The organism is Pseudomonas sp. BN515 (assembly GCF_029873155.1).
In the GTDB taxonomy this organism is placed as follows: Bacteria; Pseudomonadota; Gammaproteobacteria; order Pseudomonadales; family Pseudomonadaceae; genus Metapseudomonas.
The window spans coordinates 1-23,871 of sequence record NZ_SSOH01000069.1 but is presented as its reverse complement, the minus strand read 5'-3'; the positions used below and the strand labels follow the sequence as shown (position 1 = coordinate 23,871).

24 protein-coding genes are annotated in these 23,871 nt (G+C 65.6%); 8 read left to right on the top strand and 16 right to left on the bottom strand.

Annotated elements, in window-relative coordinates; translation table 11 throughout:
- Window positions 1-209 precede the first annotated feature (209 nt).
- Window positions 210-1,010, top strand: a complete 801-nt coding sequence (locus E8E91_RS16635) for an aminoglycoside phosphotransferase family protein (protein ID WP_280377037.1) — start codon at window positions 210-212, stop codon at window positions 1,008-1,010.
- A gap of 78 nt (window positions 1,011-1,088) precedes the next feature.
- Here the strand turns inward: E8E91_RS16635 and E8E91_RS16630 are convergent, their stop codons facing one another.
- The 12 genes from E8E91_RS16630 to E8E91_RS16575 form a co-directional block, all read right to left on the bottom strand.
- The gene (locus tag E8E91_RS16630; protein ID WP_280377035.1) at window positions 1,089-2,060 is read right to left on the bottom strand and encodes a methyl-accepting chemotaxis protein; all 972 of its coding nucleotides are present in this window, start codon (window positions 2,058-2,060) and stop codon (window positions 1,089-1,091) included.
- A gap of 23 nt (window positions 2,061-2,083) precedes the next feature.
- Window positions 2,084-2,983: a cation transporter gene (locus tag E8E91_RS16625; protein WP_280377032.1), complete on the bottom strand. Its 900-nt coding sequence runs from the start codon at window positions 2,981-2,983 to the stop codon at window positions 2,084-2,086.
- Window positions 2,984-2,998: 15 nt separating this feature from the next.
- A complete protein-coding gene (locus tag E8E91_RS16620; protein WP_280377030.1) occupies window positions 2,999-3,952 on the bottom strand; it encodes a PDR/VanB family oxidoreductase in 954 nt (317 codons plus the stop codon).
- Complete coding sequence (locus tag E8E91_RS16615; RefSeq protein WP_280377028.1) at window positions 3,949-4,965, bottom strand: Rieske 2Fe-2S domain-containing protein; 1,017 nt, start codon at window positions 4,963-4,965, stop codon at window positions 3,949-3,951. Before E8E91_RS16615 ends, E8E91_RS16620 begins: the two co-directional genes overlap by 4 nt.
- A 35-nt stretch (window positions 4,966-5,000) precedes the next feature.
- Complete coding sequence (locus E8E91_RS16610; RefSeq protein ID WP_280377027.1) at window positions 5,001-5,816, bottom strand: SDR family NAD(P)-dependent oxidoreductase; 816 nt, start codon at window positions 5,814-5,816, stop codon at window positions 5,001-5,003.
- Window positions 5,817-5,837: 21 nt separating this feature from the next.
- Window positions 5,838-6,254: a VOC family protein gene (locus tag E8E91_RS16605; protein ID WP_280377024.1), complete on the bottom strand. Its 417-nt coding sequence runs from the start codon at window positions 6,252-6,254 to the stop codon at window positions 5,838-5,840.
- Between the two features lie 28 nt (window positions 6,255-6,282).
- Window positions 6,283-7,356, bottom strand: coding sequence for a C45 family autoproteolytic acyltransferase/hydolase (locus E8E91_RS16600; protein WP_280377021.1), 1,074 nt, complete (start codon window positions 7,354-7,356; stop codon window positions 6,283-6,285).
- Window positions 7,356-8,192 carry a polysaccharide deacetylase gene (locus tag E8E91_RS16595; RefSeq protein WP_280377018.1) on the bottom strand — a complete coding sequence of 279 codons (837 nt, stop codon included), beginning with the start codon at window positions 8,190-8,192 and terminating at the stop codon, window positions 7,356-7,358. The genes E8E91_RS16600 and E8E91_RS16595 overlap by 1 nt, the downstream gene beginning before the upstream one ends.
- Window positions 8,193-8,219: 27 nt before the next feature.
- Window positions 8,220-9,635, bottom strand: a complete 1,416-nt coding sequence (locus tag E8E91_RS16590) for an APC family permease (protein ID WP_280377016.1) — start codon at window positions 9,633-9,635, stop codon at window positions 8,220-8,222.
- A 456-nt stretch (window positions 9,636-10,091) separates the two neighbouring features.
- The gene (locus E8E91_RS16585) at window positions 10,092-10,562 is read right to left on the bottom strand and encodes an Lrp/AsnC family transcriptional regulator (protein ID WP_280377012.1); all 471 of its coding nucleotides are present in this window, start codon (window positions 10,560-10,562) and stop codon (window positions 10,092-10,094) included.
- Window positions 10,563-10,830: 268 nt separating this feature from the next.
- Complete coding sequence (locus E8E91_RS16580; protein ID WP_280377010.1) at window positions 10,831-11,643, bottom strand: class I SAM-dependent methyltransferase; 813 nt, start codon at window positions 11,641-11,643, stop codon at window positions 10,831-10,833.
- Window positions 11,644-11,651: 8 nt separating this feature from the next.
- Window positions 11,652-11,924 carry a DUF4242 domain-containing protein gene (locus E8E91_RS16575; protein ID WP_280371739.1) on the bottom strand — a complete coding sequence of 91 codons (273 nt, stop codon included), beginning with the start codon at window positions 11,922-11,924 and terminating at the stop codon, window positions 11,652-11,654.
- A 221-nt stretch (window positions 11,925-12,145) separates the two neighbouring features.
- Here E8E91_RS16575 and E8E91_RS16570 point away from each other — a divergent pair, with 221 nt between their 5' ends.
- Window positions 12,146-13,129 carry an AraC family transcriptional regulator gene (locus E8E91_RS16570; protein WP_280371738.1) on the top strand — a complete coding sequence of 328 codons (984 nt, stop codon included), beginning with the start codon at window positions 12,146-12,148 and terminating at the stop codon, window positions 13,127-13,129.
- On the opposite strand, the gene E8E91_RS16565 is transcribed toward E8E91_RS16570, so the two are convergent.
- From E8E91_RS16565 to E8E91_RS16550, 4 genes are all read right to left on the bottom strand, one after another.
- Window positions 13,119-14,660, bottom strand: coding sequence for a DHA2 family efflux MFS transporter permease subunit (locus E8E91_RS16565; protein WP_280377008.1), 1,542 nt, complete (start codon window positions 14,658-14,660; stop codon window positions 13,119-13,121). The genes E8E91_RS16570 and E8E91_RS16565 overlap by 11 nt on opposite strands.
- Window positions 14,661-14,665: 5 nt before the next feature.
- The gene (locus E8E91_RS16560) at window positions 14,666-15,739 is read right to left on the bottom strand and encodes an HlyD family secretion protein (RefSeq protein WP_280377005.1); all 1,074 of its coding nucleotides are present in this window, start codon (window positions 15,737-15,739) and stop codon (window positions 14,666-14,668) included.
- 19 nt (window positions 15,740-15,758) lie between these two features.
- A complete protein-coding gene (locus E8E91_RS16555) occupies window positions 15,759-16,187 on the bottom strand; it encodes a MarR family transcriptional regulator (protein WP_280377003.1) in 429 nt (142 codons plus the stop codon).
- A gap of 213 nt (window positions 16,188-16,400) precedes the next feature.
- The gene (locus E8E91_RS16550; RefSeq protein WP_280377001.1) at window positions 16,401-17,213 is read right to left on the bottom strand and encodes a DNA-binding transcriptional regulator; all 813 of its coding nucleotides are present in this window, start codon (window positions 17,211-17,213) and stop codon (window positions 16,401-16,403) included.
- Between the two features lie 371 nt (window positions 17,214-17,584).
- Between E8E91_RS16550 and E8E91_RS16545 the strand changes: the two genes are divergently transcribed.
- The 6 genes from E8E91_RS16545 to dmpG all read left to right on the top strand — a co-directional run.
- Window positions 17,585-19,327, top strand: a complete 1,743-nt coding sequence (locus E8E91_RS16545) for a bifunctional 3-(3-hydroxy-phenyl)propionate/3-hydroxycinnamic acid hydroxylase (protein ID WP_280377065.1) — start codon at window positions 17,585-17,587, stop codon at window positions 19,325-19,327.
- Window position 19,328: 1 nt separating this feature from the next.
- Window positions 19,329-20,279, top strand: coding sequence for a 3-carboxyethylcatechol 2,3-dioxygenase (gene mhpB, locus E8E91_RS16540; RefSeq protein ID WP_280376999.1), 951 nt, complete (start codon window positions 19,329-19,331; stop codon window positions 20,277-20,279).
- Window positions 20,280-20,299: 20 nt separating this feature from the next.
- Complete coding sequence (locus E8E91_RS16535) at window positions 20,300-21,157, top strand: alpha/beta fold hydrolase (RefSeq protein ID WP_280376996.1); 858 nt, start codon at window positions 20,300-20,302, stop codon at window positions 21,155-21,157.
- Window positions 21,158-21,172: 15 nt separating this feature from the next.
- Complete coding sequence (mhpD, locus tag E8E91_RS16530; RefSeq protein ID WP_280376282.1) at window positions 21,173-21,967, top strand: 2-keto-4-pentenoate hydratase; 795 nt, start codon at window positions 21,173-21,175, stop codon at window positions 21,965-21,967.
- Between the two features lie 19 nt (window positions 21,968-21,986).
- Window positions 21,987-22,916, top strand: coding sequence for an acetaldehyde dehydrogenase (acetylating) (locus E8E91_RS16525; protein ID WP_280376283.1), 930 nt, complete (start codon window positions 21,987-21,989; stop codon window positions 22,914-22,916).
- Window positions 22,917-22,927: 11 nt separating this feature from the next.
- On the top strand, window positions 22,928-23,871 hold a 944-nt coding region (gene dmpG, locus E8E91_RS16520), incomplete at its 3' end, for a 4-hydroxy-2-oxovalerate aldolase (RefSeq protein WP_280376312.1).

Here is a 23,871-nt window from a genome sequence, read left to right as displayed (position 1 = left end):
TCCGGATAGCCGGAGCGGGATGACAATGAAAATGTACTAACCGGTTAATTACGTCAATTTGTCGCTCGGGGTTTTGTGCGGTAATCGGACGGCTAAAGCGCGAATGACTATGCCAGGACGGTGGCAACCGACAGGGGAATTCTGGCTACCATGGCGCACCCGGTCCGAGATGGCTGGGTCTGACGATCACCCGCAAGGAGCACAAGGCCGTGTTCGAGCCCTACCTGACGAAATGGAACCTGCAACCTGACGGCGAGCCCATCCGTACGCCCAGCAGCGATCTGCTGCCCGTACGGTTCGACGGATTGCCGGCGATGTTGAAGATCGCCCGGGATAGCGAGGAAAGGATCGGTGCACTGGTGATGTGCTGGTGGGATGGCGAAGGCGCGGCGCAGGTCTATCGGCTCGAGGGCGATGCCTTATTGATGGAGCGGGCCACCGGCCTCGGATCGCTGATGCGCATGGCGTTGGATGGGCGTGACGACGAAGCCAGCCGCATTGCCTGCGCCACCATTGCCCGGCTGCATGCGCCGAGGCTGACCCCAGCGCCGGAGCTGGCCACCCTGGAAGAATGGTTCCGCTCGTTGTGGCCGGCGGCGCGGCAACGGGGAGGGCTGTTCGCCGAGGCTGCCGGTGTTGCCCGCGAACTGCTGGGTTCACAGCGCGAAGTGGTGGTGCTGCATGGCGACATCCACCATGAGAACGTGCTCGATTTCGGCGAGCGCGGCTGGTTGGCCATCGACCCCAAGCGGGTGATCGGTGATCGCGGGTACGACTACGCGAACATGATCTGCAATCCCGAGCTGCCCACCGTGACGCGGCCTGAGCGCTTCGCCCGCCAGGTGGCGGTGGTTGCCGAAGCTTCCGGTCTGGGCCGGGAGCGGCTGCTGCGCTGGGTGCTGGCCTATGCGGGGCTTTCCGCCGCCTGGTTCCTGGAGGATGGGGATGCCACATCCGCAGAGTCGGACTTGGCTGTGGCGCGATTGGCGGTCGACGCGCTCAGTAGCTGAAACGGGATTCGCGAATGAATTCGCTCCCACAGAAGAACCGGAACTCCTCCCTACAAGAAAACAACACCCGGTAATTAGCTATCGCCGCTCCAGCATGTCCTGGATCTCCTGGGTGGCGACTCGGGTGCGGCGGGCGAGATTCTTCACTTCATCCGCCACCACTGAGAAGCCCCGGCCGACTTCCCCGGCGCGCGCCGCTTCGATGGCGGCGTTCAGGGCCAGCAGGTTGGTCTGGTCGGCGATGGCCTTGATCACGCCCACCACCTGGGCGATCTGGTCGTAAGTGGCTTGCATCGCCGCCTGTTCCCGTTGGCGCGCGGCCTCGGCCTGCTTCTCATCGCTGATGTCGCGCACCGCACCGGTCACCCGCAGCAGCACGCCACGCTCGTCCCGCAGGCAGCGGGCCCGTTCACGGAACCAGGTATCGCCACGGGTCTTGTGGCACATGCGGTACTCGGCCACGTAGGAAGCGTCTGGCGAAGGATCGCGGACCAGCTCGCCGAAGTGCCGCATCACCCCCTTCAGGTCATCCGGGTGGGTGATCTGGTTGTAGCTGTCCCAGCCATCGGGCAGTTCGCTACGGCTGTGGCCGACCAACGCGCAGAACTGCTCGGACCAGCGGATGCGGCTTTGCGGATGGTCCGGGTCGCCATTGGCCACCAGCAGGTCCCAGCTGCCTTCGGTGAGGGTCTGGCGGGTCAGCTCCCAGGCGCGCTGTTCCTGGTCCCAGCCCGCGAGGCGCTGTTGCTGTTCGCCCAGGAGCTGGTGCGCGGCGTCGAGCTGAGCCTGGAGCAGCACCTGCTGGTCGAGGCCGTCATCGAGCTGACGCTGCAGGGTGGTGAATTCTTCTTCCGTGCAGGGCGGCGGTTCGTGGTTGTCGAGCGCGGCGCGCTGTTGCCGCCAGGCCAGTTGCAGGCGTTCCAGCGACTGGCGCAGCGAGGGGTGAACGGCCAACTGCCCGCTGGGCTCGATGGGCTGGCCGTTGAGCAGGCGGGCGATCCATTCGGACAGCTGCGGCACCAGCCGCGCGGATTCAGTCTGGAACCACATGGTCAGTTCTCGATGGGGTTGATTCAGATCCAGCGGCGGTCGCGGGTAAAGGCGATCGCCAGCCAGCGGTTGGGGCCTTCACGGCCAATGGCGGCGGCAATCTCAGCGCGCAAGGCATCCAGCTCGGAAACGCGCCAGCGGTCCATGGCCTCGGGCAGCACGATCTGGATCTCCACGAACAGCCCCCGGCCGATCTGGGCCACGGAATGGGAGCTGCACTCGAAGCCATAGCGCCGCGTCATGCCCGCCATCAGCCCGGTGATTTCCTCGTCCAGTGATTCGGGGGTGATGCGCAGGACCTGCTTCACCGCTTTCACCACGGTGCGCAGCGGACCGGGGATCAGCAGCAGCGAGAGCAGGGCGAGGATGGCCGGATCGATATAAGGCGTGAGCCATTGCCAGGGCGTGCCTTGCAGGACGAATCCCGTGGCAAAGGCCAGCAGCAGAGCGGCGGTGATCAGGGTGGAGATCAGCCAGCTCTGGATATCCAGCTGGATCAGCTCGGACTTCAAGCGGCGATTACGGCGCCGCTGGTAGCCCAGCATCAGGGCCGAACCGGCCAGCGTGACCACTGCATAAATTAGCGCGGAGTCGAACGCCAGCGCGTGCCCACCTCGCATCAGGCCACTGACCGAGTTGATCAGCGCATAGACGCACAGCAGCACCAGTACGCTGCCGTTGAGCGCCAGCACCAGCGGCTCGAAATGCCAGTAACCCTGCTGGAAGCGTCGCCCCGGCTGCTTCACCAGCAGCCGCGAGACCATCAGCGACAGCATCGCCATGCAGGAGTCGATGGCGTTGAACAGCCCATCGAAGACGATGGACTGCGAGCCGGCCCAGAGACCGAAGACGATGCCGCCACAGGCCACCAGAGCGGTGGCCAGGATCGACACCTTGAGCACGTGTTGTTCGATCCCGGCCATCCCGAGACGCCTCCTTCAAAGGTCCAGGGTGAGGGTCGGGGTCCGTGCGCGGGAGACGCAGACCATCATGACGTTGTTGCGCTCGCGCTCGGCGTCGGTCAGCAGCATGTCGCGGTGATCGACTTCACCGGCCAGCACGCGGGTTTCGCACATGCCGCACACGCCCTGTTCACAGGAGGACGACACGTTGCAGCCGGCTTCGCGCAGGGCTTGCATCACAGAAAGCTCCTCTGGCACCACGACTTCGCGACCGCTGCGGGCGAGGATCAGCGTCAGGCCCTGGCCATTGCCGGCACAGGGCACGGGCGCTGCCGGGGCGAAGCGCTCCAGGTGCAGGTTCGCGGACAGGCCATCCACCTTGAACCGCTCGGTCAGCGCGTCCAGCAGCGGCGCCGGGCCGCAGCTGTAGACGTGGCGGCCATCGGCGGCGCGGGCGGCAATGTCGTCCAGGTCCAGCAGCCCGCTTTCATCCGCCGGCTGGATGGATACGCGATCACCGCCGAGGGCCAGCAATTCATCGATGAAGGCCATGGAGCGCCGCGAACGGCCACCGTAGATGAGCTGCCAGTCAGCACCCGCTCGCTGGACCTCGCGGGCCATGGCGAGGATCGGCGTGATGCCGATCCCCCCTGCAACGAAGAGGTAGTGCTGGCCAGCGGCGAGCGGAAAAGCGTTGCGCGGACCGCGAATGGCGATGCGCTGACCCACTCGCAAGTGCTCGTGCACTTCCCGCGAGCCACCACGCCCCTTGGCCTCCAGCAGTACGCCGATGGACAGGCGCGTGCGATCACGCGGGTCGCCATGCAACGAGTACTGGCGCACCAGGCCGGACGGCAGCAGCAGGTCGATGTGTGAGCCCGCGCTCCATTCCGGGAACGGCGTGCGTTCCGGCGTTTGCAGTTCGAGGGAGATCACGCCGTCGGCCTCCAGCCGCATGCAGGTGATCAGGACCTCGATCTGCCCGTTCACGACGCCACCTGCGTTGCCACCGGTTGGTTGGCGCGTTCGATGAACTCGCGGAAGGCGCGGCGGTAATTGAGGGTGAAGAGGTCGGCCGGCACCGAGTGCTCGACGAAGACGCCGTCCCAGTCGATCTCGCGCGGCCAGATGCCGGCGGCGATGGGCATGTCTTCCAGGTAGACCATCTCCTCGATGCGCAGGCATTCCTCGAGGCCCAGGCCCTTGTAGTCGCGCTCGTTGGCCACGCCCCAGAAAATCTTCACTTCGTCATAGGCCACCGGGCTGGGGAAGCCGGCGACGATGCGCTTGCCCAGACGCTCGTAGTCGTAGGTGATGCTGGCCAGGCCCGGTGCGACGCAGTGGTAGAACATCATGCAGTCGCCATCGTTGGCCCAGTCGCCATCGCCGGCATCCAGCGGCCGCTGCATCCAGATATCCAGGCCTTCGCGCTTGACGTTCAGCGGTTCGACTACGTGCTTGCTGGGGCCCATGGAGACTTCGTGGACGAAGGGGAAGTGGGCCACGTCGCGGAAGTTCTCGATGGCCACGGCAACGCCGGTAGGGGACTCCAGCGGCGTGGCGGCCAGCCAGTCCAACTCCAGATTGCTCCACTGCTCGGGGGCATAGAGCTCGGTGGCCGGCTCTTCCAGCACGGTCCAGACATGGGCGAAGCGCTCGATGGCCGGATAGATGCGGATGGCGGCCTGGGGCGGGATCTTGCACTGGTCTTCCAGCGACGGGATGTGGCTGCACTTGCCGCTCTCGGCGCTGAACTGCCAGCCGTGGTAGGGGCAGGCGATGTTCTCGCCATGCACCTTGCCCAGGGCGAAGTCGGCGCCCCGGTGCGGGCAGCGGGCGTCCTGCACCACGGCCTTGCCGGACTCGGTGCGGTACACCACCAGGCGCTGGCCGAGCAGGGTGGCGGATTGCGGGGTGGCCAGGTCAGCGGAGCGGGCGACCGGGAACCATTGGCGGCGCATGGCCTGTTCGGCGCGTTGGCGCTGGGGGAGTGCAGTAGTCATGGGTGAATCCTCACGGCGTAATTCTTGTTGTGGGGTCAGATGCCGACGACCAGGGCGCCACCGTTCACCGGCAGTGCCTGGCCGGTGATGAAGGCGGCTTCGTCGGAAGCGAGGAAGGCCACGGCGGCAGCGATTTCCTCGGGATGGACCAGGCGGCCCAGCGGGATGTTGGCCTTCTCTCCCTCGATGTATTCCTCGGGGACCATGCGGGTGAGGATGGCGCCGGGGGTGATGGCGTTGACCAGGATTCCTTCGCTGACGAATTCCTTGGCCATGGTCTTCATCAGGCCCAGCTGCGCGGCCTTGCCGACCATGTAGCCGTAGGAGTGGCCGTCGGGCACCTGGCCCCACTGGGAGTTGATGAAGATCACGCGCGGGGCGCGGCTCTTGCGCAGGTGCGGCAGGGCGGCGCGGGTGAGGTAGAGCGGGGCGTGGACGTTGATCGCCAGCAGGCGGTCGAAGTTGGCGTCGTCGGTGTCGGTCAGCCCTTTGAGCGAGTACATCATCCCGGCGTTGTGCACGAGGATATCGATCCCGCCCAGGGTTTCGGCCACCTCGGCCACCAGGCGCTCGGCCAGGTTGCGCTCGGTGATGTCGGCCACCAGGGCGATGGCGCGGCCACCGGCGGCTTCGATTTCAGCAGCGGTGGCGCGGGCTACGTCTTCGTCGATATCGACGATGGCCACGGCCGCACCACGGGCGGCCAGCAGGCGGGCGTGGGCACGGCCGGCGCCACGGCCGGCTCCGGTAACGAGGGCGACACGGCCTTCCAGGCGTTGGGCGGCCGGCGACAGGGCGAGCACCGCCTCGGGCGCCTGGGTAGCCTGGGCCCCTTGGGTTGCAGCAGTCATGGGGTTTCTCCGGTGGGACGGTCAGACGGTCTTGTGGGGTTCGGTGACGTAGAACATGTTGCCGTCCGGGTCGAACATCGGGCGGTAGCGGTAGTGGGTGCCATTCGGGTGTTGCCACTCGATGGGCTCGGCGGTGACCCATTCCACCTTGCCGTCGAGGTAGTCAATGGCGGCGTCGAGGTTCTCCACTTCGAAGGCGAAGGAGTCGAAGCCCGGTTTGTCTTCCAGGTTCACGGCGGTGCGACGTTCCACAGGCGTGGTGTCGGTGGTGTGGAAGATGTACAGGGTGACGTTGCCCATCTCGATGGCGGCCCACTTCTCTTCGGCCACATAGGGCAGGAAGAAACCGAGGCCCAGGGTGCCATGGTAGAAGTCCACCAGGCGCTGAACGTCGTTGGTGAGGATGTCCATGTTGTCGAGGCGTTTGAGCTTGAGCATGGGATGGCTCCTTTGTTGTTGTCTGGGTTCAGTGGTTGTCGAGCCAGTCCGGATGGCCGCAGGGGCCGCCGGGCAGGGCGGTGAGGGTGCCGTTGGCGACATCGATGACGATGCTCGCCAGGGTGGCGTACTGGCCTGCGGCCGGTTGCGCCGGGTCCGGGTGGCAGCACAGGGCGGCGCCGCCACCGAGGTGGCTGTTCAGTGCGGCCAGCAGCTTCTGCGGCGTCAGGCCCTGGCGGCCGGACAGGCGTCGCACCAGCAGGTCGTGGCGAATCAGGGTGTCCGGGTAGGCGGCGGGTTCGGTGTCGAACTCCCGCGCCGGGCTGGAAAGGAAGTGGTTGGTGTGCACCAGCAGGCCATCAGCATCGGGAAACACCAGGCCCGGTCCGCCAGGATGCAGCTCCACCGAAACGGCGGCGCTGGAATGGTCCTTCGCGGCGATCAACGTCAGGGAGCTGGACGCCGATACCTTCGCCGAACCCAGCAGTTGCAAGGCCTGGTTGATGTCGTTGCAGCTGTCCAGCATCCAGCGCGAGGCCACGTGCACCGGCACGCCGATGCCTTGCCCGTCGTCGGCGTGGTGGAGGATGTTGAAGTGCACCCCCAGGCCACGGCTGTTGACCCCGGCTTTGCCGACGATGCCGAACTCGGTGACGGTGGTCGTCCGGCTGCCGTCGGCATGGGGGATTTCCCAGGTCAGCCAGTGGTCGGCGAACTCCGCGTACCAGTCCCAGGTCTGCGCTGTTGCCGGTGAACCGCTGAACGGCTCCAGGCGGACCACGGTGGAGCACTCACCGCGCAGCTGGGCGCCGAGGAAGGCGAGGATCTCGGTGCGCGCATTGATGGCGCCCAGGTACGACGGCTCGATTGCGGCGCCTTCGGCCATGGCGAGGATTTCGTCATACAGCGGCGGGGCGAATGCGGCGATGCGCACCAACGCCTGGCTGCCCAGGGCACGCAGGTCGTAGGGGCGGGTGGCGACCCGCTCGAACAGCGTGTGGTAGCGGTCGACGGTCGCCTGGATCTTCTCGGCATGCACTCGGCCGAACTCCAGGCCACGGGCAGCGGGCGTGACGGCGGTGGAACGGAAGCGAATGCTCATCAGGCCACCTTCTTCAGTTGCGGGGCGACCTGCTTCGCCACGTCGTCCAGGCGGGCGAACCAGACATCGCCGTCGCTCACCAGTCGCTCGACGAAACGCTCCAGCTGCTCGAAGCGCGCAGCGCGGCCGATCACTTCCGGGTGCATGGTGAAGGTGGTGTGGCGGCCATCGCGGCGAGCCGACTCGTACTCGGCCAGCCAGGTGTCGGCGAGGGTGCGCGGATGGGTGAAGTTGCCGCCGTTGTCGATGCCCCAGCCGAACATGGGCCAGTCGTCCAGGGACCAGTGCACCGGCAGTTCGAGGATCGACTGGCCGTTCCAGGTCTCGTAGTAGGGGCGGTCATCGCCCATGCAGCTGGAGTCGTAGGCGAAGCCCTTGGCCAGGACCAGCTCGAAGGTTTCCGGGGTCAGTTCCCAGGACGAGGAACGGTAGCCCGCGGGTTTCGGCGCGCCGGCACGGGCCAGGGCTTCCAGGCCCCGTTCCATTTCCTCGATCTGCTCGGTACTGGAGATGCGGTCGCTGCGCAGGTGCATGTGGCCGTGATGGCCGACTTCGTGACCGTCTTCAAGCAACTGCTCGATCAGCCGGGGGTGAAGGTCGGCGGTGTGACCAGGCACGAAGAAGGACGCCGGAATCTTGTGGCGGCGCAGCAGCTCGAGGATGCGCGGCACGCCACGGGTGACGCCGAAACGGCCCTCGGACAGGCTGGTCAGGCGGCGGGCGAAACTCGGGCTGTCACCCAGCAGGCCGGCCTCGGCGTCCACGTCGAAGGTCAGTGAAACGGCAACAGGGCGCTTGTTAGGCCACGCAAGGCGGGCCTTGTTATCGATGCTCATCAGGGTTTCCTTCTGGCGTTATCAGGATCAGTGAAAGGGCGCGGTGGCGGGCAGGGCGCGGTCCTGCAGGCGGCGCAGGCGGAACAGCACCTGGGAGATGGCGAGCACGGCGATGGCGATGCCGACTTCCTTCAGGCCGCCGTAGCCGGTGATGGAGGCGCTGGTGGTGCCGACCACGAGGATCAGTCCATCGAACAGGGCGAGGCCGGCGGCGATGGCGATCCAACCACGGCCCAGGCGGATCGGGCGGGTGGCATCCGGACGGTCCTTGCGCAGCACCACGAAACCGGCCACCGCCAGCAGGTGGGCCAATACGTAGCCGACGTTGCCGGCGACGATCACCGCCAGGGCGTTACCCACGAAAAGCACCAGGGCGATGTTGATCAGCAGTTGCACGGTGACGGCGCGGGCCGGCACGCCAGAGCGGTTGAGGGTGCCGAACTGGCGGATGGTCAGGCCGTCCAGCGAACTCTGGTAGAGGGCGCGGCCAGCGTCGGCGGTACCCATCACCGAGAGCACCAGGATGCCGGCGATCAGCACCAGGGTGATCAGCGCGGCGCCACCGCCCAGCAGCGTCTGGGCGCCTATCTGGAGGAAGCCGTAGGGGTGGTCGGCAAGCACCTGCTCACCGAGCAGGCCGGCCAGGCCCAGTGGCGTGAGGGTGAACACCAGCAGCAGGATCAGCGCGGAAATGCGCAGGGCCTTGCGGGTATCACGCACGGTGTCGCGGAACTCGGGAATGAAGGACGCGGCGGCTTCCACGGCGTAGGCCGACCAGGCCATGACGAACAGCCAGGCGAACACGGTGCGTAGGCCCTCGGCGTCGCCACTGATGCGCCAGGTGAAGCTGCCGGTATTCCAGCCACTGGCCAGGAAACTGCCACCGAAGATCAGTACCGGGATCATCAGCAACACGCCGGCGGCCGTGATGATGATCATGGTGAAGCGTAGGTTGACCATGCTCAGCGCCCAGGAAAACAGCGCGACGCCCAGGGCGATCAGCTGCGGCAGGTCGAGTTGCATCACGCCCAGGTCCAGGCTGTAACTGGCGTTGGGGAAGAACTGCTCGGTGAGGATCTGCGCCACCGCCAGGCCCCAGATGGCGGGAGCTGTAGCCCAGGCGAACCAGTAGGCGTAAGTGGCCAGCGGGCCGAGGCAGGGGATGCGTTGGCTCCAGGCTTCGTTGGCGTAGAGCGCGATGCCACCGGACTTCTCGGTGAACATGGCGCCCATTTCCGAATAGACCCAGTTATGCAGGACCGCCACGGCGGCGATGGCCGCCCAGAGTGCCAGTGCCGCCCAGGCACCGATGGCGCCGATGGAGTAGCCGAGGCCGACGAACAGGGCCGCTGGCAGGCTCAGGGTGATGGCCACCCCGTCCCACCAGCGAATGGTTTTTGCGAGTGCCGCCGAATGTTCGGAGCCTGGATTGGCCTGGTGCATGTGCATCGCCCTCATCTTGTCTTGTGTTTGTAGGAAGGTCGCGCGATGAGTGGATGCTAAGTCGTTTATTTGCGCATGTATACGTTTATGTCGATTAAAAATACGCATTGCGCAATATGCGTGTAATTAAAATACGCATTGCGCCGCTATGGCACGCCTGGTGCGCCAAGGCGGAAGCCGGCTGGAAAGGCCCGTGCTAAAGCGGGTGGCGGCGGGAGAGGGGGCAAATCAGTGGATGCGGTGCGCGAAAATGGCGCAGAAGGAAATGCGCAATGCGCGAAGAGTTGCGGCGTGAAATGCGCAAAACGCAGACGAGCGGTCGAGGGAATTGCGGGGTTGCGGAGGGTACAACCCGTAGGGTGCGCCATGCGCACCGGTTCGGCGTCAATTGACGGGGCAGTAGAAGACCCAAACACCGCTGGTGCGCACGGCGCACCCTACGAGTCTGAGTTCAGCTCACTCTTCGGCCGGCTGCGCCGACGGGATGGTGAAGCGGATCTTGTGCACCTTCACTTCCTGCATCATCCGCACGTCCTGCACGCCGGGCAGGCTGCGCACTTTCTGTTGCAGGCCCCAGAGGGTCTCGTCGTCGCGGCAGAGCACCTGCACGCAGATATCGGCTGAACCGAGGGTGGTGGAGAGGTAGCTGACTTCACTCCAGCGGCCGAGAGTATCGACGACGCGGTCGTGGTCCTGCGGGGCGACAGTGACGAAGAACAGCGCGAGTTTGGCCTGACCCAGCTTGGAGGGGTTGGTGAAGGCGAGGATTTGCAGGATGCCCTGGTCCTGCAGGCGCTTCACTCGGGTACGGACGGTGGCTTCGGGGACCGACAGGTTGCGGGCGACTTCGCGGAACGCGCGGCGTCCGTCCTCCTGCAGCTCGCGAACGATTTCATAGTCCAGTGGGTCGAGAATCGAAGTGGGCATGGGTCCTGGGCTTCCCTGGCTGGGCCGTACGGCGGAAAGCCCCGAGGCTACCAGAAATGCGCCGATTCAGAAGCGGGTCGCCTCATGCCGTTTTGCAAGAAAACGCAGATGCGGACTCCTGCGAGTAGGGTGCGCCGTGCGCACCGGCGTTTAAGCACCGCGGGGGAGATTATCGGTGCGCGCAGCGCACCCTACCGCCATCCAAAGCGCAATGATCCCTGTGGGGGCGAATTCATTCGCCCCCACAGGAGCAAGTACGACCTTCATCTCAGCGGCGGGTGATCACCACCTCCAGGTACTCGCTGGGCACGATGAGCGACTCGGGCCCGGCGCGGTTGTAGCGCTCCAGCAACTCGGTCAGGTCCCGTTCGAGGGTCGTGGCGGCGTCAGCGGGGAGAGCCGCGAAGGCCTTGTGCACCGGGCCGTACCATTTGCGGAACACCTCGATGAAGTGCGCTGGCGACTGGTAGCGGAAGTTGTGCAGTCGCCGCGCCACGGAAATCTCGCGGGCGGTGTCGTCGAACAGTTCGCGCAGGTGGCTCTCCACGCCCCAGAGCGAGGGCGGCTGCACGCCGGGTGGCGGCGGCAGGTGGCGGCCGAGGGTCTTGAACACCTGGCCGATGAACCCGTCTGGCGTCCAGTTGGCCAGGCCGATGCGCCCACCGGGACGGCAGACCCTGGCCAGCTCGGAGGCGGCCTTGGCCTGGTCGGGGGTGAACATCACGCCGAAGGTGGACAGCACGACGTCGAAGCTGGCGTCAGTGAAGGGCAGGTTCTCGGCATCGGCCGCCTGGAAGGTCACCTCCAGCCGCTCGGCGCGGGCGCGTTCCTGGCCACGTTCCAGCAGGGCCTCTACATAGTCGGTGGAGGTTACCCGCCCACCTCGGCGCGCAGCGGCCAGGGTGGCATTGCCGTTGCCGGCTGCGACATCCAGCACGGTCTCGCCGTTGCGCAGGTCGCAGGCTTCGGCGAGCAGTTCGCCGACCAGTTGCAGGGTGGTACCGACGACGGCGTAGTCGCCGCTGGCCCAGGAGGCCATCTGCTTGCTTTTAAGTACGTTCAGATCAATAGCGGAAGTCATTTCAGGGCTCATTCGGCGGTGGTCGGGTCGATGATCGAGCTGATGCGGGAGATGCGGTTGACCGGGAAACCGCCCTGGTGGGCGTGCTCCCTGACCTGCTCCTCGCTGGCGGCGATGTAGACGCAGTACAGCTTGTCGTCGGTGACGTAGCTCTGTATCCACTGCACCTCTGGTCCGAGCTCTCTGAGCACCCGGCAGGACTTCTGTGAAATGGCTTTGAGGTCTCGTTCCGTGAGTTTTCCAGCTTCCGGTATCTCTCTTTCAATGAGGAACTTGGGCATGGTGACCTCGTTTTCTTGGCTTTCTAGGTAGTGCGGACACGCCGTCGTTCGATTGGGCAGAAGCGGCGTGCAGGGGAACTATCCGCCCGTTCCGGCATGCCGTCCTGCCCGAGCGTCGGCAAGGGCTGTCCGATCGTCCGCGCACCACCGCTTATCCGACGATCCGCTGCGAAATTCATACGCCGCCCAGAATTTCAGGAATGCGCCGGAGGTGAGGACTGATGGACGCTTTGTCGGAAACCTTGCGCGTCGTCCGCCTAGTCGGCGCGATCTTCATCAACGCGCGCTTCAGTGCGCCCTGGTGCTACCAGTCGCCCCGCGCCGATTCGGTGGCGCCCCTGCTGGAGCCGGGGGCCGAGCGCGTGGTGATCTTCCATCTCATCACCCAGGGCGAGTGCTTCGTCGAACTCGGCCGCGACCGGCCCGTGCACCTGGTGGCCGGAGACGTGGTGATCTTTCCCCAGGGCGACGCCCATCGCATGACCTCACAACCCGGCCTGCCACCGGCCAAGGGCGGGCGCCTGGAAGACGTACTGTCGCGCCGGCCCCGGCAGCTGGCTTATGGCGGCGGCGGTGCAATTACCCGTCTGGTCTGTGGTTACCTGGCCTGCGATGCGCGGCTGGCGGATATGTTGCTGGCCGGGCTGCCGTCACTGGTGCGGGTCAACGTGCGCGACTCCAGCGCCGGGCCCTGGCTGGAAGCTTCGGTGCGCTATGCCCTGTCTGAGGCGAAGTCGCCCCGGCCGGGCGGCGAAGGGGTGCTGGCCAAACTGGCCGAGGTGCTTTTCATCGAGGTGCTGCGCCTGTACATGAACGAACAGGCCGAAGGGCGCACCGGCTGGCTGGCGGGGCTGGGGGACCGGATCGTCGGTTCTGCGCTCAATGCCCTGCACAGGTGCCCGGCCCAGGCCTGGACGCTGGAGGAGCTGGCGCGCACCGCTGGCACATCGCGTTCCGTTCTGGCCGAGCGTTTCCAGCAACTGGTTGGGAGCTCGCCCATGCAGTACCTGACCCAGTGGCGCATGCTGCTGGCGGCCAACCTGTTGTGCCGCAGCAACGCTCCGCTGGCGCGCATCGCCGAAGACGTCGGCTACCAGACCGATACCGCGTTCAGTCGCGCCTTTCGCCGTGAGTTCGGTGCGCCGCCGGCGGCCTGGCGGCGCAATCAGCTGCGACGCCAGCCGGCGGGCCAGTTCAGTCCATGACGGCGTGGGGGTTCGGTGCCTCGGTCGTTTTCGGCGGCTTGCGCAACAGCAGCAGCAAGGGCAGGGACGCGAGGGTGACGAACATCATCAGGCGGAAGTCCTGGAGGTACGCCAGGATCGAGGCCTGGCGCGTCACTTCCAGGTTCAACGCCACCAGCCCGGCGGGACTGGTCAGGTCGACTGCGCCACTTTCGGTCGCTTGGGTCAGCGCCTGATTGAACGGCGTCATGAAGTCGCTGAAGGCGGCGTGGTTGATCTGCGTGCGCTGGGCCAGGTAGCTGATCACCAGGGAGATGCCGATGCCGCTGCCGACGTTGCGCATCAGGCTGAACAGGGCGGTGCCTTCATTGCGGTAGCGCGGCGCCAGGGTGGAGAAGGTCAGGGTCGACAGCGGCACGAAGATCAACCCGAGGCCCAGGCCCTGGACCACGCCGCTGCGGACGATGGCGAAGCTGCTGACTTCAGCGGTGAATAGCGTCATCTCCCACATCGACAGGGCGGTGAGCACCAGCCCAAGGCCGATCATCCAGCGCGGGTCGACGCGGGTGATCAACCGGCCCACCAGCATCATCGCCACCATGGTGCCCACGCCGCGTGGGGCCATCAGGTAGCCCACATCGAGCACCGGGTAGCCCATCAGGTTCTGCATGAAGGGCGGCAGCAGCGTCATGCTGGCGAACAGCATGATGCCCACCATGAAGATGAACAGCAGGCCGATGCTGAGGTTGCGGTCCTTGAACATGGCCGGGTCGATGAAGGGCTCGCGGTGGGTCAGCGCATGGACGATGAAGAGGTAGAGGCCGAGGCCGGCGAGCACCGCTTCGACGAGGATTTCCGGGCTATGGAACCAGTCCTGGGATTCGCCCCGATCCAGCATCAGTTGCAGCGCGCCGATGGCCAGGGCGAGCAGGGAGAAGCCGAGCAGGTCGAAGCGGCGCTCCCGTTCGATCGGCGTTTCCTTGAGGAAGGCGGTCAGGCCGAACCAGGCCAGCACGCCGAACGGCAGGTTGATGTAGAACACCCAGCGCCAGTCGTAGTACTCGGTGAGCCAGCCGCCCAGGCTGGGGCCGAGAATGGGGCCGACCATCACGCCGACACCCCAGATGGCCATGGCCGAGCCGTGCTGCTCGGTGGGGTAGGTGTCCAGCAGTACCGCCTGGGAGAGGGGCACCAGGCTAGCGCCGAACACGCCCTGAAGCAGGCGGAACAGGACGATCTGCTCCAGGCTCTGGGCCGCGCCGCAGAGCATGGAGGCAATGGTGAAGCCGATGATCGACCAGATGAACAGGCGCTTGCGGCCGAAGCGCGCGGCGATGAAACCGGTCAGCGGCATGCAGATGGCCGCCGCGACGATGTAGGAGGTCAGCACCCAGCTGATCTGGTCCTGGGTGGTGCCCATGCTGCCCTGCATGTGCGGCAGGGCGACGTTGGCGATGGTGGTGTCCAGCGCCTGCATGATGGTCGCCAGCATCACCGAGAGGGTGATCAGCCAGCGATGGTTGCCGGCGCTCCGGGCGGCTTTCGTGTTCATGGCGATCAGGGCAGCAGGCTGGCGAGGCTGCGGCGGTGGCCGGTATCGATTTCCACGACGGCGCTCAGACCGGCGCGCAGCGGCGGCAGCTTGGCGTCGGGTTGCAGGTGGATGCGCACCGGCACCCGCTGCGCCACCTTCACCCAGTTACCGGTGGCGTTCTGCGCCGGCAGCACCGAGAACTCGGAGCCGGTGGCCGGGCTCAGGCTTTCCACTTCGCCGTGCCAGAGGTTGTCCGGGTAGATGTCGAAGCGCACGTCTACCGCCTGGCCGGGCCGCACATAGGTCAGGTCCTTCTCCGGGAAGTTGGCTTCCACCCAGAGGTTGTCGTCCACCACCAGGGTCATCGCGGTATTGCCGGCGCTGATGTACTGACCGGGTTGCGGCACCTTGCTGATGCTGCCGGGTAGCGACGCGCGCACTTCGGAGCGCTTCAGGTCGAGCCGCGCCTGCTCCAGTTCGGCCTGGGCGCTGAGGTAGCTGGGATGGCGCTCGATGGGCAGCTCGGGGCTGCCGCCGAGGTTCTCGGCGATGCGCTTGAGGTCGTGCTCACGGGCATCGATCTCTTGTGCGGCGACCTGGGTCGCCTGGCGGGATTCGTCGAGCCGGGCGGGTGAGAGGTAACCCTTCTGCGCGAGGTTGGCCTGGCGTTGCAGGTCCTTCTCGGCGAAGGCATGGCGGGTGCGGGCCAGGGCCAGTTCGGAGGACTTTTCCTGGTAGTTGGCCTTCAGCGCGGCGAGATCGGTGCGCACCTGGGCGAGGCGGGCCTCGGCCCTGGCGACGGCGATGCGGAAGCTTGCCGGATCGATGCGGAACAGCAGCTGCCCGGCATCGACGCGGTCATTCTCCCGCACCTGCACTTCGGTGATGGTGCCGGACACATCGGCGCTGATCGGCACCTTGTCGGCCTTGGCGTAGGCGTTGTCGGTCTCGACAAAGCGGCCGCCGTGGAGGTAAGCGAACAGGCCCAGCAACGCTGCCAGCAGCGGCACGCCCCCCATCAGCAGCAGGCGCTTGAGGCGGGGGCTGGCGGTGGATTCCGTCGCCTGTTCCGGATCTATGACCGTATGGGTGTTCATGGCGCGGGTCCCGGGAAGTTCAGCGTGAGGAAAGGTTCGCGCGCATCTTGCGCAAGGCGTTGGTCAGGGCGGCTTCTTCTTCCTCGCTGATGCCCTGCAGGGCATCAGCGAGCATGGCGGCACCGGCGGCGCGGATGTCCGCCAGGGCCTGATCGGCTTGTGCACACAGATGGAGGCGGTAAGCGCGGCGGTCGTCCGGATCAGGACGACGTTCCACCAGCCCGGCCTGTTCCAACTGGTCCAGCAGTCGGGCGAGGGTAATGGGCTTGACCTCCAGCTGCTCGGCCAGTTCCACCTGACGGCAACCTTCATTGCGTGCCACATGGGCCAGTGCGCGAGCCTGGCTGAGGGTCAGGTTGCTGCCGGTGATCTGTTGCTCAAAAGCGCGTCGCATCAGGCGGGAGGCGTCAGCGAGGAGGAAGCCGAGGCTCTCTTCAAGGATGGCCATGGTGTGGTGTCCATATAATAAGCGTTGCTTACTATATCGGCGCGCAGGGAAAGCCGTCAAAGGCCCGATGTGTGGTTATCGGTGGTTAAAGACGAGCGAGTTGTAGGTAGCCCGGATGAGAACCGGGTGAAATTCTCACGGCCGCTCCCGGATTTCATCCGGGCTTCGATTTCGACGCCAGCATCCAAGCCCCCCACGAGAAACAGCACGAACTTATTCGCTTGCCACCCGCTGTTGTGACAGGGCCTCTTCGATTTTCCTCGCAGTCCGCAGCAGGGCTGGGAGGTAGCGTTCGGCGGCCTGTTCGATGCTCATGGCCTTGGCTACGTAGACCAGGTTCAGGCAACCCAGCAGGCGCTGCTGCTCCCGGTCGTGGACGGGCACGGCAATGGACGCGATGCGTTCTTCTTTGTTCCAGCTCATATAGTTCTCGCCATAACCCCGATGGCGGGTCTTGCGCAGAAGGTTGTCCAGGGCGACGGGTTCGCGGGCGAGGCGGCCTTCTTCATCCTCGCGGCTGGCCAGCAACTCCAGGATGCGTACACGCTCGGCCTCCGGGCAGAAGGCCATGTAAGCCAGCCCGGTGGCGGTCTGCAGCAGCGGCAGACGACGGCCGACCATGTTCCGGTGAAATGACAGCCGACTAAAGCGATGGGTGGTTTCCCGGACGACCATGGCATCCACGTCGAGGGAGCAGAGGTCAGTGGGCCAGACAACTTCCTGCAGCAGCTCGGCGAGCAGCGGTGTGGCAATGGCCGAGATCCACTGCTCATCGCGGAAACCTTCGCTCAGCTCGCGCACTTTCAGGCACAGGCGATAACTGTCGTCGGACTCGCTGCGGCGTACATAGCCTTCGTCCTGCAAGGTTTCCAGCAGCCGGCGCACCGTGGTGCGGTGCAGGCCGGTGAGCTCCGCCAAGCGCGCCGTACTGGCGCCACCGTCCAGCCGGTTGAGGGTGTTGAGCAGGGCCAAACCGCGTGTCAGACCGCGTACCGTCTTGTAGTCAGAGCCCTGATCGCTTGCCATGAATTCACCATAAAATCGTTTTAAATCAACGATGTGCACTGGGTGCACATCAAGGCGGTTTTTCATTGTAGGACAAGGAAGGCGATTCCTATACTCGCCGCAACAACGAAAAACCCTGACCCAAGCGGGGACGAATCATGAAACCAGCGCACCTGACTGCCTTGCCTGCCCAGCCCCTCCGCGGATGTTTCACTGCTCCTCGCGAGACCGCTCCCGCTGTCGAGTCTGCCTGCGATGTTCATCGCGTCCCGACTTCCCCTGATCTGCACGTCGGTGTCCGACGAAGACACCCGCCAGCCATCCAGGCCTGACGCCCGAGACCTTTAGCACTTCCGAAATGACTTTCCCGTGACCTCCCACCAGGCCGCGGGCTGGGACCGGCTTGCCCGCTTTCCGGCAGGCCGGGCTTCGCAACTCTGATCCACGCGGTGAGAACCATGAACACAATGAACGCCAATCGACCCGACAACGCTCAATCTGCCGAGTACCACGCCGACGTGGTGGTAGTGGGCGCGGGCCCCGTGGGATTGACCATTGCCAACTACCTGGGCCAGGCCGGTGTCGAGGTACTGGTGATCGAGAAGCTCGACAAGCTGATCGACTACCCGCGTGCCATCGGCATTGATGACGAATCCCTGCGCACCGTCCAGGCCATCGGCCTGGTGGACAAGGTCCTGCCGCACACTACGCCGTGGCACGCCATGCGCTTCCTGACCCCCGAAGGCCGCTGCTTCGCCGACATCCAGCCGATGACCGACGAGTTCGGCTGGTCCCGTCGCAATGCCTTCATCCAGCCCCAGGTCGATGCGGTGCTGCATCAGGGCTTGTCGCGTTTCTCCAATGTGAAGGTGCTGTTCTCCCGCGACCTGGTCGGCTTCAGCCAGGACGCCGATGGCGTGAGCGTCGAGATGGACGGGCCGCAGGGCCGCGAGAGCGTGCGCGCTGGCTACCTGGTGGCGTGCGACGGTGGCAACAGCTACGTGCGCCGCACCCTGGGCGTTTCCTTCGAAGGCAAGACTGCGCCCAACCAGTGGATCGTCATCGATATCGCCAACGACCCGCTGGCCACGCCCAACGTTTACCTGTGCTGCGACCCGGTGCGTCCCTACGTCTCGGCGGCGTTGCCCCACGGCGTGCGGCGTTTCGAGTTCATGGTGATGCCCGGTGAGACCGAAGAGGAGCTGGGCAAGCCGGAGAACATGCGCAAGCTGCTGGCCAAGGTGTTGCCAGACCCGGATCGCGTCGAGCTGATCCGCAAGCGCGTCTACACCCACAACGCCCGCCTGGCCGGCGAGTTCCGCGTCCAACGCATCGTCCTCGCCGGGGACGCCGCACACATCATGCCGGTGTGGCAGGGCCAGGGTTACAACAGCGGCATGCGCGATGCTTGCAACCTGGCCTGGAAACTGGCCCTGGTGGTCAAGGGCCTGGCGGGTGAGGAACTGCTGGACAGCTACCAGCAGGAGCGTCGCGACCACGCCAAGGCGATGATCGATCTGTCGGTACTGGCCGGACACGTCCTGGCACCGCCAAAGCGCTGGCAGGGCACGCTGCGTGATGGCATTTCCTGGCTGCTGAACTACCTGCCGCCGATCAAGCGCTACTTCCTGGAAATGCGCTTCAAGCCGATGCCGCAGTACCACCAGGGCGCTCTGGTGGCGGCAGGTCCGGAGGTGAAGGACTCGCCCGTGGGCCGCATGTTCATCCAACCCCGCGTGGTGACGGACAGCGGCGAAGAGAAGCTGTTGGACGACGTGATCGGCAGTCACTTCGCAATTATCGCCTGGGGCGTGGACCCGACCTGGGGCCTTTCCGCTGAGCAGGTGGCCTTCTGGCGGAATCTCGGCACTCGCTTCATCCAGGTACTCCCGGAAACCCAGCTCAAGGCCGAGCGAGAGCTGGCGGAAGGCGTGATCCGCGTTGGCGATCGCACGGGCCGCTTGAAGACCTGGTTCGGCCGTTATCCGGCTTCCATCGTGATCCTGCGCCCGGACCGTTTCGTTGCGGGGTTGTCCATTCCGCAGACCGTCGGTCGCACCTGCGACGCCCTGTCCCGCGCGCTCTCGGCGCTGCCCCAGATCAGCCAGCAGCCGCTGGCGAGCAAGGTGGCCTGAGATGAGTGCCCTGGTGCAATGCCTGTCCCATACGCCGCTGGTGGGCCATGTCGACCCGACTCCGGATGTGCTTGCTGAAGTCGGTGCGGTTGTGGCCGAAGCCCGCGCCCGTATCGCTGAGTTCGGTCCGGAGTTGGTGGTGTTATTCGCCCCGGACCACTACAACGGCTTCTTCTATGACGTGATGCCGTCCTTCTGCATTGGCATGGCCGCCGAGGCCATCGGCGACTTCGGCACTGCCGCCGGCACCCTGAGCGTGCCGAAGGAAATCGCCGAGGCCTGCGCCGACGCGGTGCTGGAGTCCGGCGTGGACGCCGCCGTGTCCTACCGCATGCAGGTGGACCACGGCTTTGCACAACCGCTGGAGCTGCTGCTCGGCGGACTCGATCGTTGCCCGGTGATCCCGGTCTTCGTCAACTCGGTGGCCATCCCGCTGCCGAGTTTCCAGCGTGCCCGCCTGCTCGGCCAAGCTATCGGGCGCTTCGCCCGGACGCTGGACAAGAAGGTTCTGTTCCTCGGCTCCGGTGGGCTGTCGCACCAGCCGCCGGTGCCGGAACTGGCCAAAGTCGATGCCCGCATGGCCGACAGGCTGATGGGCAGCGGCCGCAACCTGCCGGCCGATGAACGCGAAGCCCGGCAACAGCGGGTGATCGCCGCTGCCGAGCGCTTCGTGGAAGACCAGAACAGCCTGCACCCGCTGAACCCCGCCTGGGACCAGCAGTTCCTCGATACCCTCGCCGACGCCCGGCTGCCTGAGTTCGATGGTCTGGGCAACGCCGAGCTCTCCGCCATCGCCGGCAAGTCCACCCACGAGGTGAAAACCTGGGTGGCCGCCTTCGCCGCACTGTCCGCCTTCGGCCCCTATCAGGCTGAAGGTCGCTACTACCGCCCGATTCCTGAATGGATCGCCGGCTTCGGCGCCCTTGGTGCCCGCCCGTTGGCTCATTCCTGAACCCTTCCGGAGAATCCGACATGACTGCCATTACCGAAGCATCCACCAGCCAGTTCATCCGCATCCAGGAAGGCGAATTGGAGCTGAACATCCACTACAACGACTGCGGCCAGGGCAGCGAAACCGTGGTCATGCTCCACGGCTCCGGCCCGGGTGCCAGCGGCTGGGCCAACTTCAACCGCAACATCGAACCGCTGGTTAGCGCCGGTTGCCGCGTGATCCTGCTGGACTGCCCAGGCTGGAGCAAAAGCGACTCCATCGTCTGCAGCGGCTCCCGCTCCGACCTCAATGCCCGCATCCTCAAGGGCCTGGTGGACCAGCTCGACCTCGACCGGGTGCATATCCTCGGCAACTCCATGGGCGGTCACAGCGCCGTGGCGTTCGCCCTGAACTGGCCGGAGCGGGTCGGCAAGTTGGTACTCATGGGCGGCGGCACCGGTGGCGCCAGCCCCTTCACGCCCATGCCCACCGAGGGCATCAAGCTGCTCCAGGGCCTGTACCGCGAGCCGACCATCGACAACCTGAAGAAGATGATGAACGTCTTCGTCTACGACCCCAGTGACCTGACAGAGGCGCTGTTCCAGGCCCGTCTGGACAACATGCTGGCGCGCCGTGATCACCTGGAAAACTTCGTCTCCAGTCTTGCGGCCAACCCCAAGCAATTCCCCGATTTCGGCCCGCGCTTGGCGGAGATCAAGGCCGAAACCCTGGTGATCTGGGGCCGCAACGACCGCTTCGTGCCCATGGACACCGGCCTGCGCCTGGTAGCCGGCATCCCCAACTCCGAACTCCACGTGTTCAACAACTGCGGGCACTGGGCGCAGTGGGAGCACGCGGACAAGTTCAACCGCATGGTGCTGGACTTCCTCACCCACTGAGTCCCGAGGTGCGAGATGACCCTTTCCCAAGATTCCCTGGAACAACTGGCCGCTGGCTTGCGCTTGGCTGAAGCCAGCGGCGAGGCCATCGGCCCGCTGCGCGAGCGCATCGGCGAAGACAACGGCGAAGCCGCCTACGCCATCCAGCGCCTGAACGTGGCCCACGGCATTGCGGCCGGACGTCGCGTAGTCGGTCGCAAGATCGGCCTGACCAATCCCAAGGTGCAGGCCCAACTGGGTGTGGACCAGCCGGACTTCGGCACCCTGTTTGCCGACATGGCCTACGGAGACAACGAGTTGGTGCCCATTGGCCGGGTGCTGCAGCCGAAGATCGAGGCGGAAATCGCCCTGATCCTCGACCGTGACCTGCCGCGCGCCGACACCGGGTTCGCCGATGTACTGGCCGCTACCGGCTGGGTATTGCCGGCCCTGGAGATTGTCGGCAGCCGCGTGGCGGGCTGGAACATCCGCTTCGTCGACACCGTGGCCGACAACGCCTCCAGCGGCTGCTTCGTGCTCGGCGGCCCGGCCCGTCGGCTCGATTCCCTGGACCTGCGCCAGGCCGCCATGCGCATGACTCGCAATGGCGAGCTGGTGTCTAGCGGCAGCGGTGCCGAATGCCTCGGCCACCCGTTGAATGCCGCCGTGTGGCTGGCCCGCACCATGGCTCGCCTGGGCGAACCGCTGAAGGCAGGTGACCTGATCCTGACCGGAGCGCTGGGCCCGATGTCAGCCGTGGTAGCTGGTGACCGCTTCGAAGCGGTGATCGAAGGCATCGGTCAAGTGGCCGTGCAGTTCAGTGCCGAGTGATAGCAGAGAGACCTTTCCCATGAGCAATAAACTCAAAGTCGCCATCGTCGGCTCCGGCAACATCGGTACCGACCTGATGATCAAGGTGCTGCGTAACGCGCAGCACCTGGAAATGGGCGCCATGGTCGGTATCGACCGGGCGTCCGACGGTCTGGCCCGCGCAGCACGATTGGGCGTCGCCACCACCCATGAAGGCGTGGAAGGCCTGACCCGCCTGCCTGTGTTCCAGGACATCGACTTCGTCTTCGACGCCACCAGTGCCGGCGCCCATGTAAAGAACGACGCCTTTCTGCGCAGCGTGAAACCGGGGATTCGCCTGATAGACCTGACCCCGGCTGCCATTGGCCCCTATTGCGTGCCGGTGGTGAACCTGGAGCAGAACCTCCAGCAGCTCAACGTCAACATGGTCACCTGCGGCGGCCAGGCCACCATTCCGATGGTGGCGGCGGTGTCGCGGGTAGCTAAGGTGCACTACGCCGAGATCATCGCCTCTATCGCCAGCAAGTCCGCCGGCCCCGGCACCCGCGCCAATATCGACGAGTTCACCGAGACCACCTCGAAAGCTATCGAAGTGATCGGTGGGGCAGCCAAGGGCAAGGCCATCATCATCATGAACCCTGCCGAGCCGCCCTTGATGATGCGCGACACCGTGTTCGTACTTTCGGAGGCAGCCGACCAGGCCCAAGTGGAGGCCAGCATCGAAGAGATGGCCGCTGCGGTACAGGGCTATGTGCCCGGCTATCGCCTGAAGCAGCGGGTGCAGTTCGATGAGCTCCACGACCTGAACATCCCCGGCCACGGCCGCTTCTCCGGACTGAAGACCTCGGTGTTCCTCGAAGTCGAAGGCGCCGCCCATTACCTGCCGAGCTACGCCGGCAACCTCGACATCATGACTTCTGCCGCGCTGGCCACCGCCGAGCGCATGGCCCAGTCGATGCTCAAGGCCTGAGGAGACCGACCATGAACGGCAAGAAGCTCTACATCTCCGACGTGACCCTGCGCGACGGCAGCCACGCGATCCGCCACCAGTATTCGATCGGCCAGGTGCAGGCCATCGCCCGTGCACTGGACCAGGCGAAGGTGGACGCCATCGAAGTCACCCACGGCGACGGCCTGCAGGGCTCATCCTTCAACTACGGCTTCGGCGCCCACACCGACCTGGAGTGGATCGAAGCGGCCGCCGATGTCATCGAGCACGCCCGCCTCACCGTGCTGCTGCTGCCCGGCATCGGCAGCGTGCACGACCTCAAGGCGGCCTATGACGCCGGTGCCCGTAGCGTGCGGGTGGCCACCCACTGCACCGAGGCGGACGTGTCGCAGCAGCACATCGAATACGCCCGCAGCCTCGGCATGGACACCGTGGGTTTCCTGATGATGAGCCACATGATTCCGGCCGAGCAGTTGGCTGCCCAGGGCAAACTGATGGAAAGCTACGGCGCCCAGTGCATCTACATGGCGGATTCCGGTGGCGCGATGAACATGCAGGACATTCGTGACCGCATGCGCGCCTTCAAGGCGGTGCTCAAGCCGGAGACCCAGACCGGCATGCACGCCCACCACAATCTCAGCCTCGGGGTGGCCAACTCCATCGTCGCGGTGGAAGAGGGTTGCGACCGCATCGACGCCAGCCTGGCCGGCATGGGCGCCGGTGCCGGCAACGCGCCGCTGGAAGTGCTCATCGCCGCCACCGAGCGCCTCGGCTGGAATCACGGCACCGACCTCTACCGGCTGATGGATGCCGCCGACGATCTCGTGCGGCCGCTGCAGGACCGCCCGGTGCGGGTGGATCGCGAGACCCTCGGCCTGGGCTATGCCGGCGTCTATTCCAGCTTCCTGCGTCACGCCGAAGTGGCGGCGGCCAAGTACGGCCTGAAGACCCTCGACATCCTCGTCGAACTGGGCAA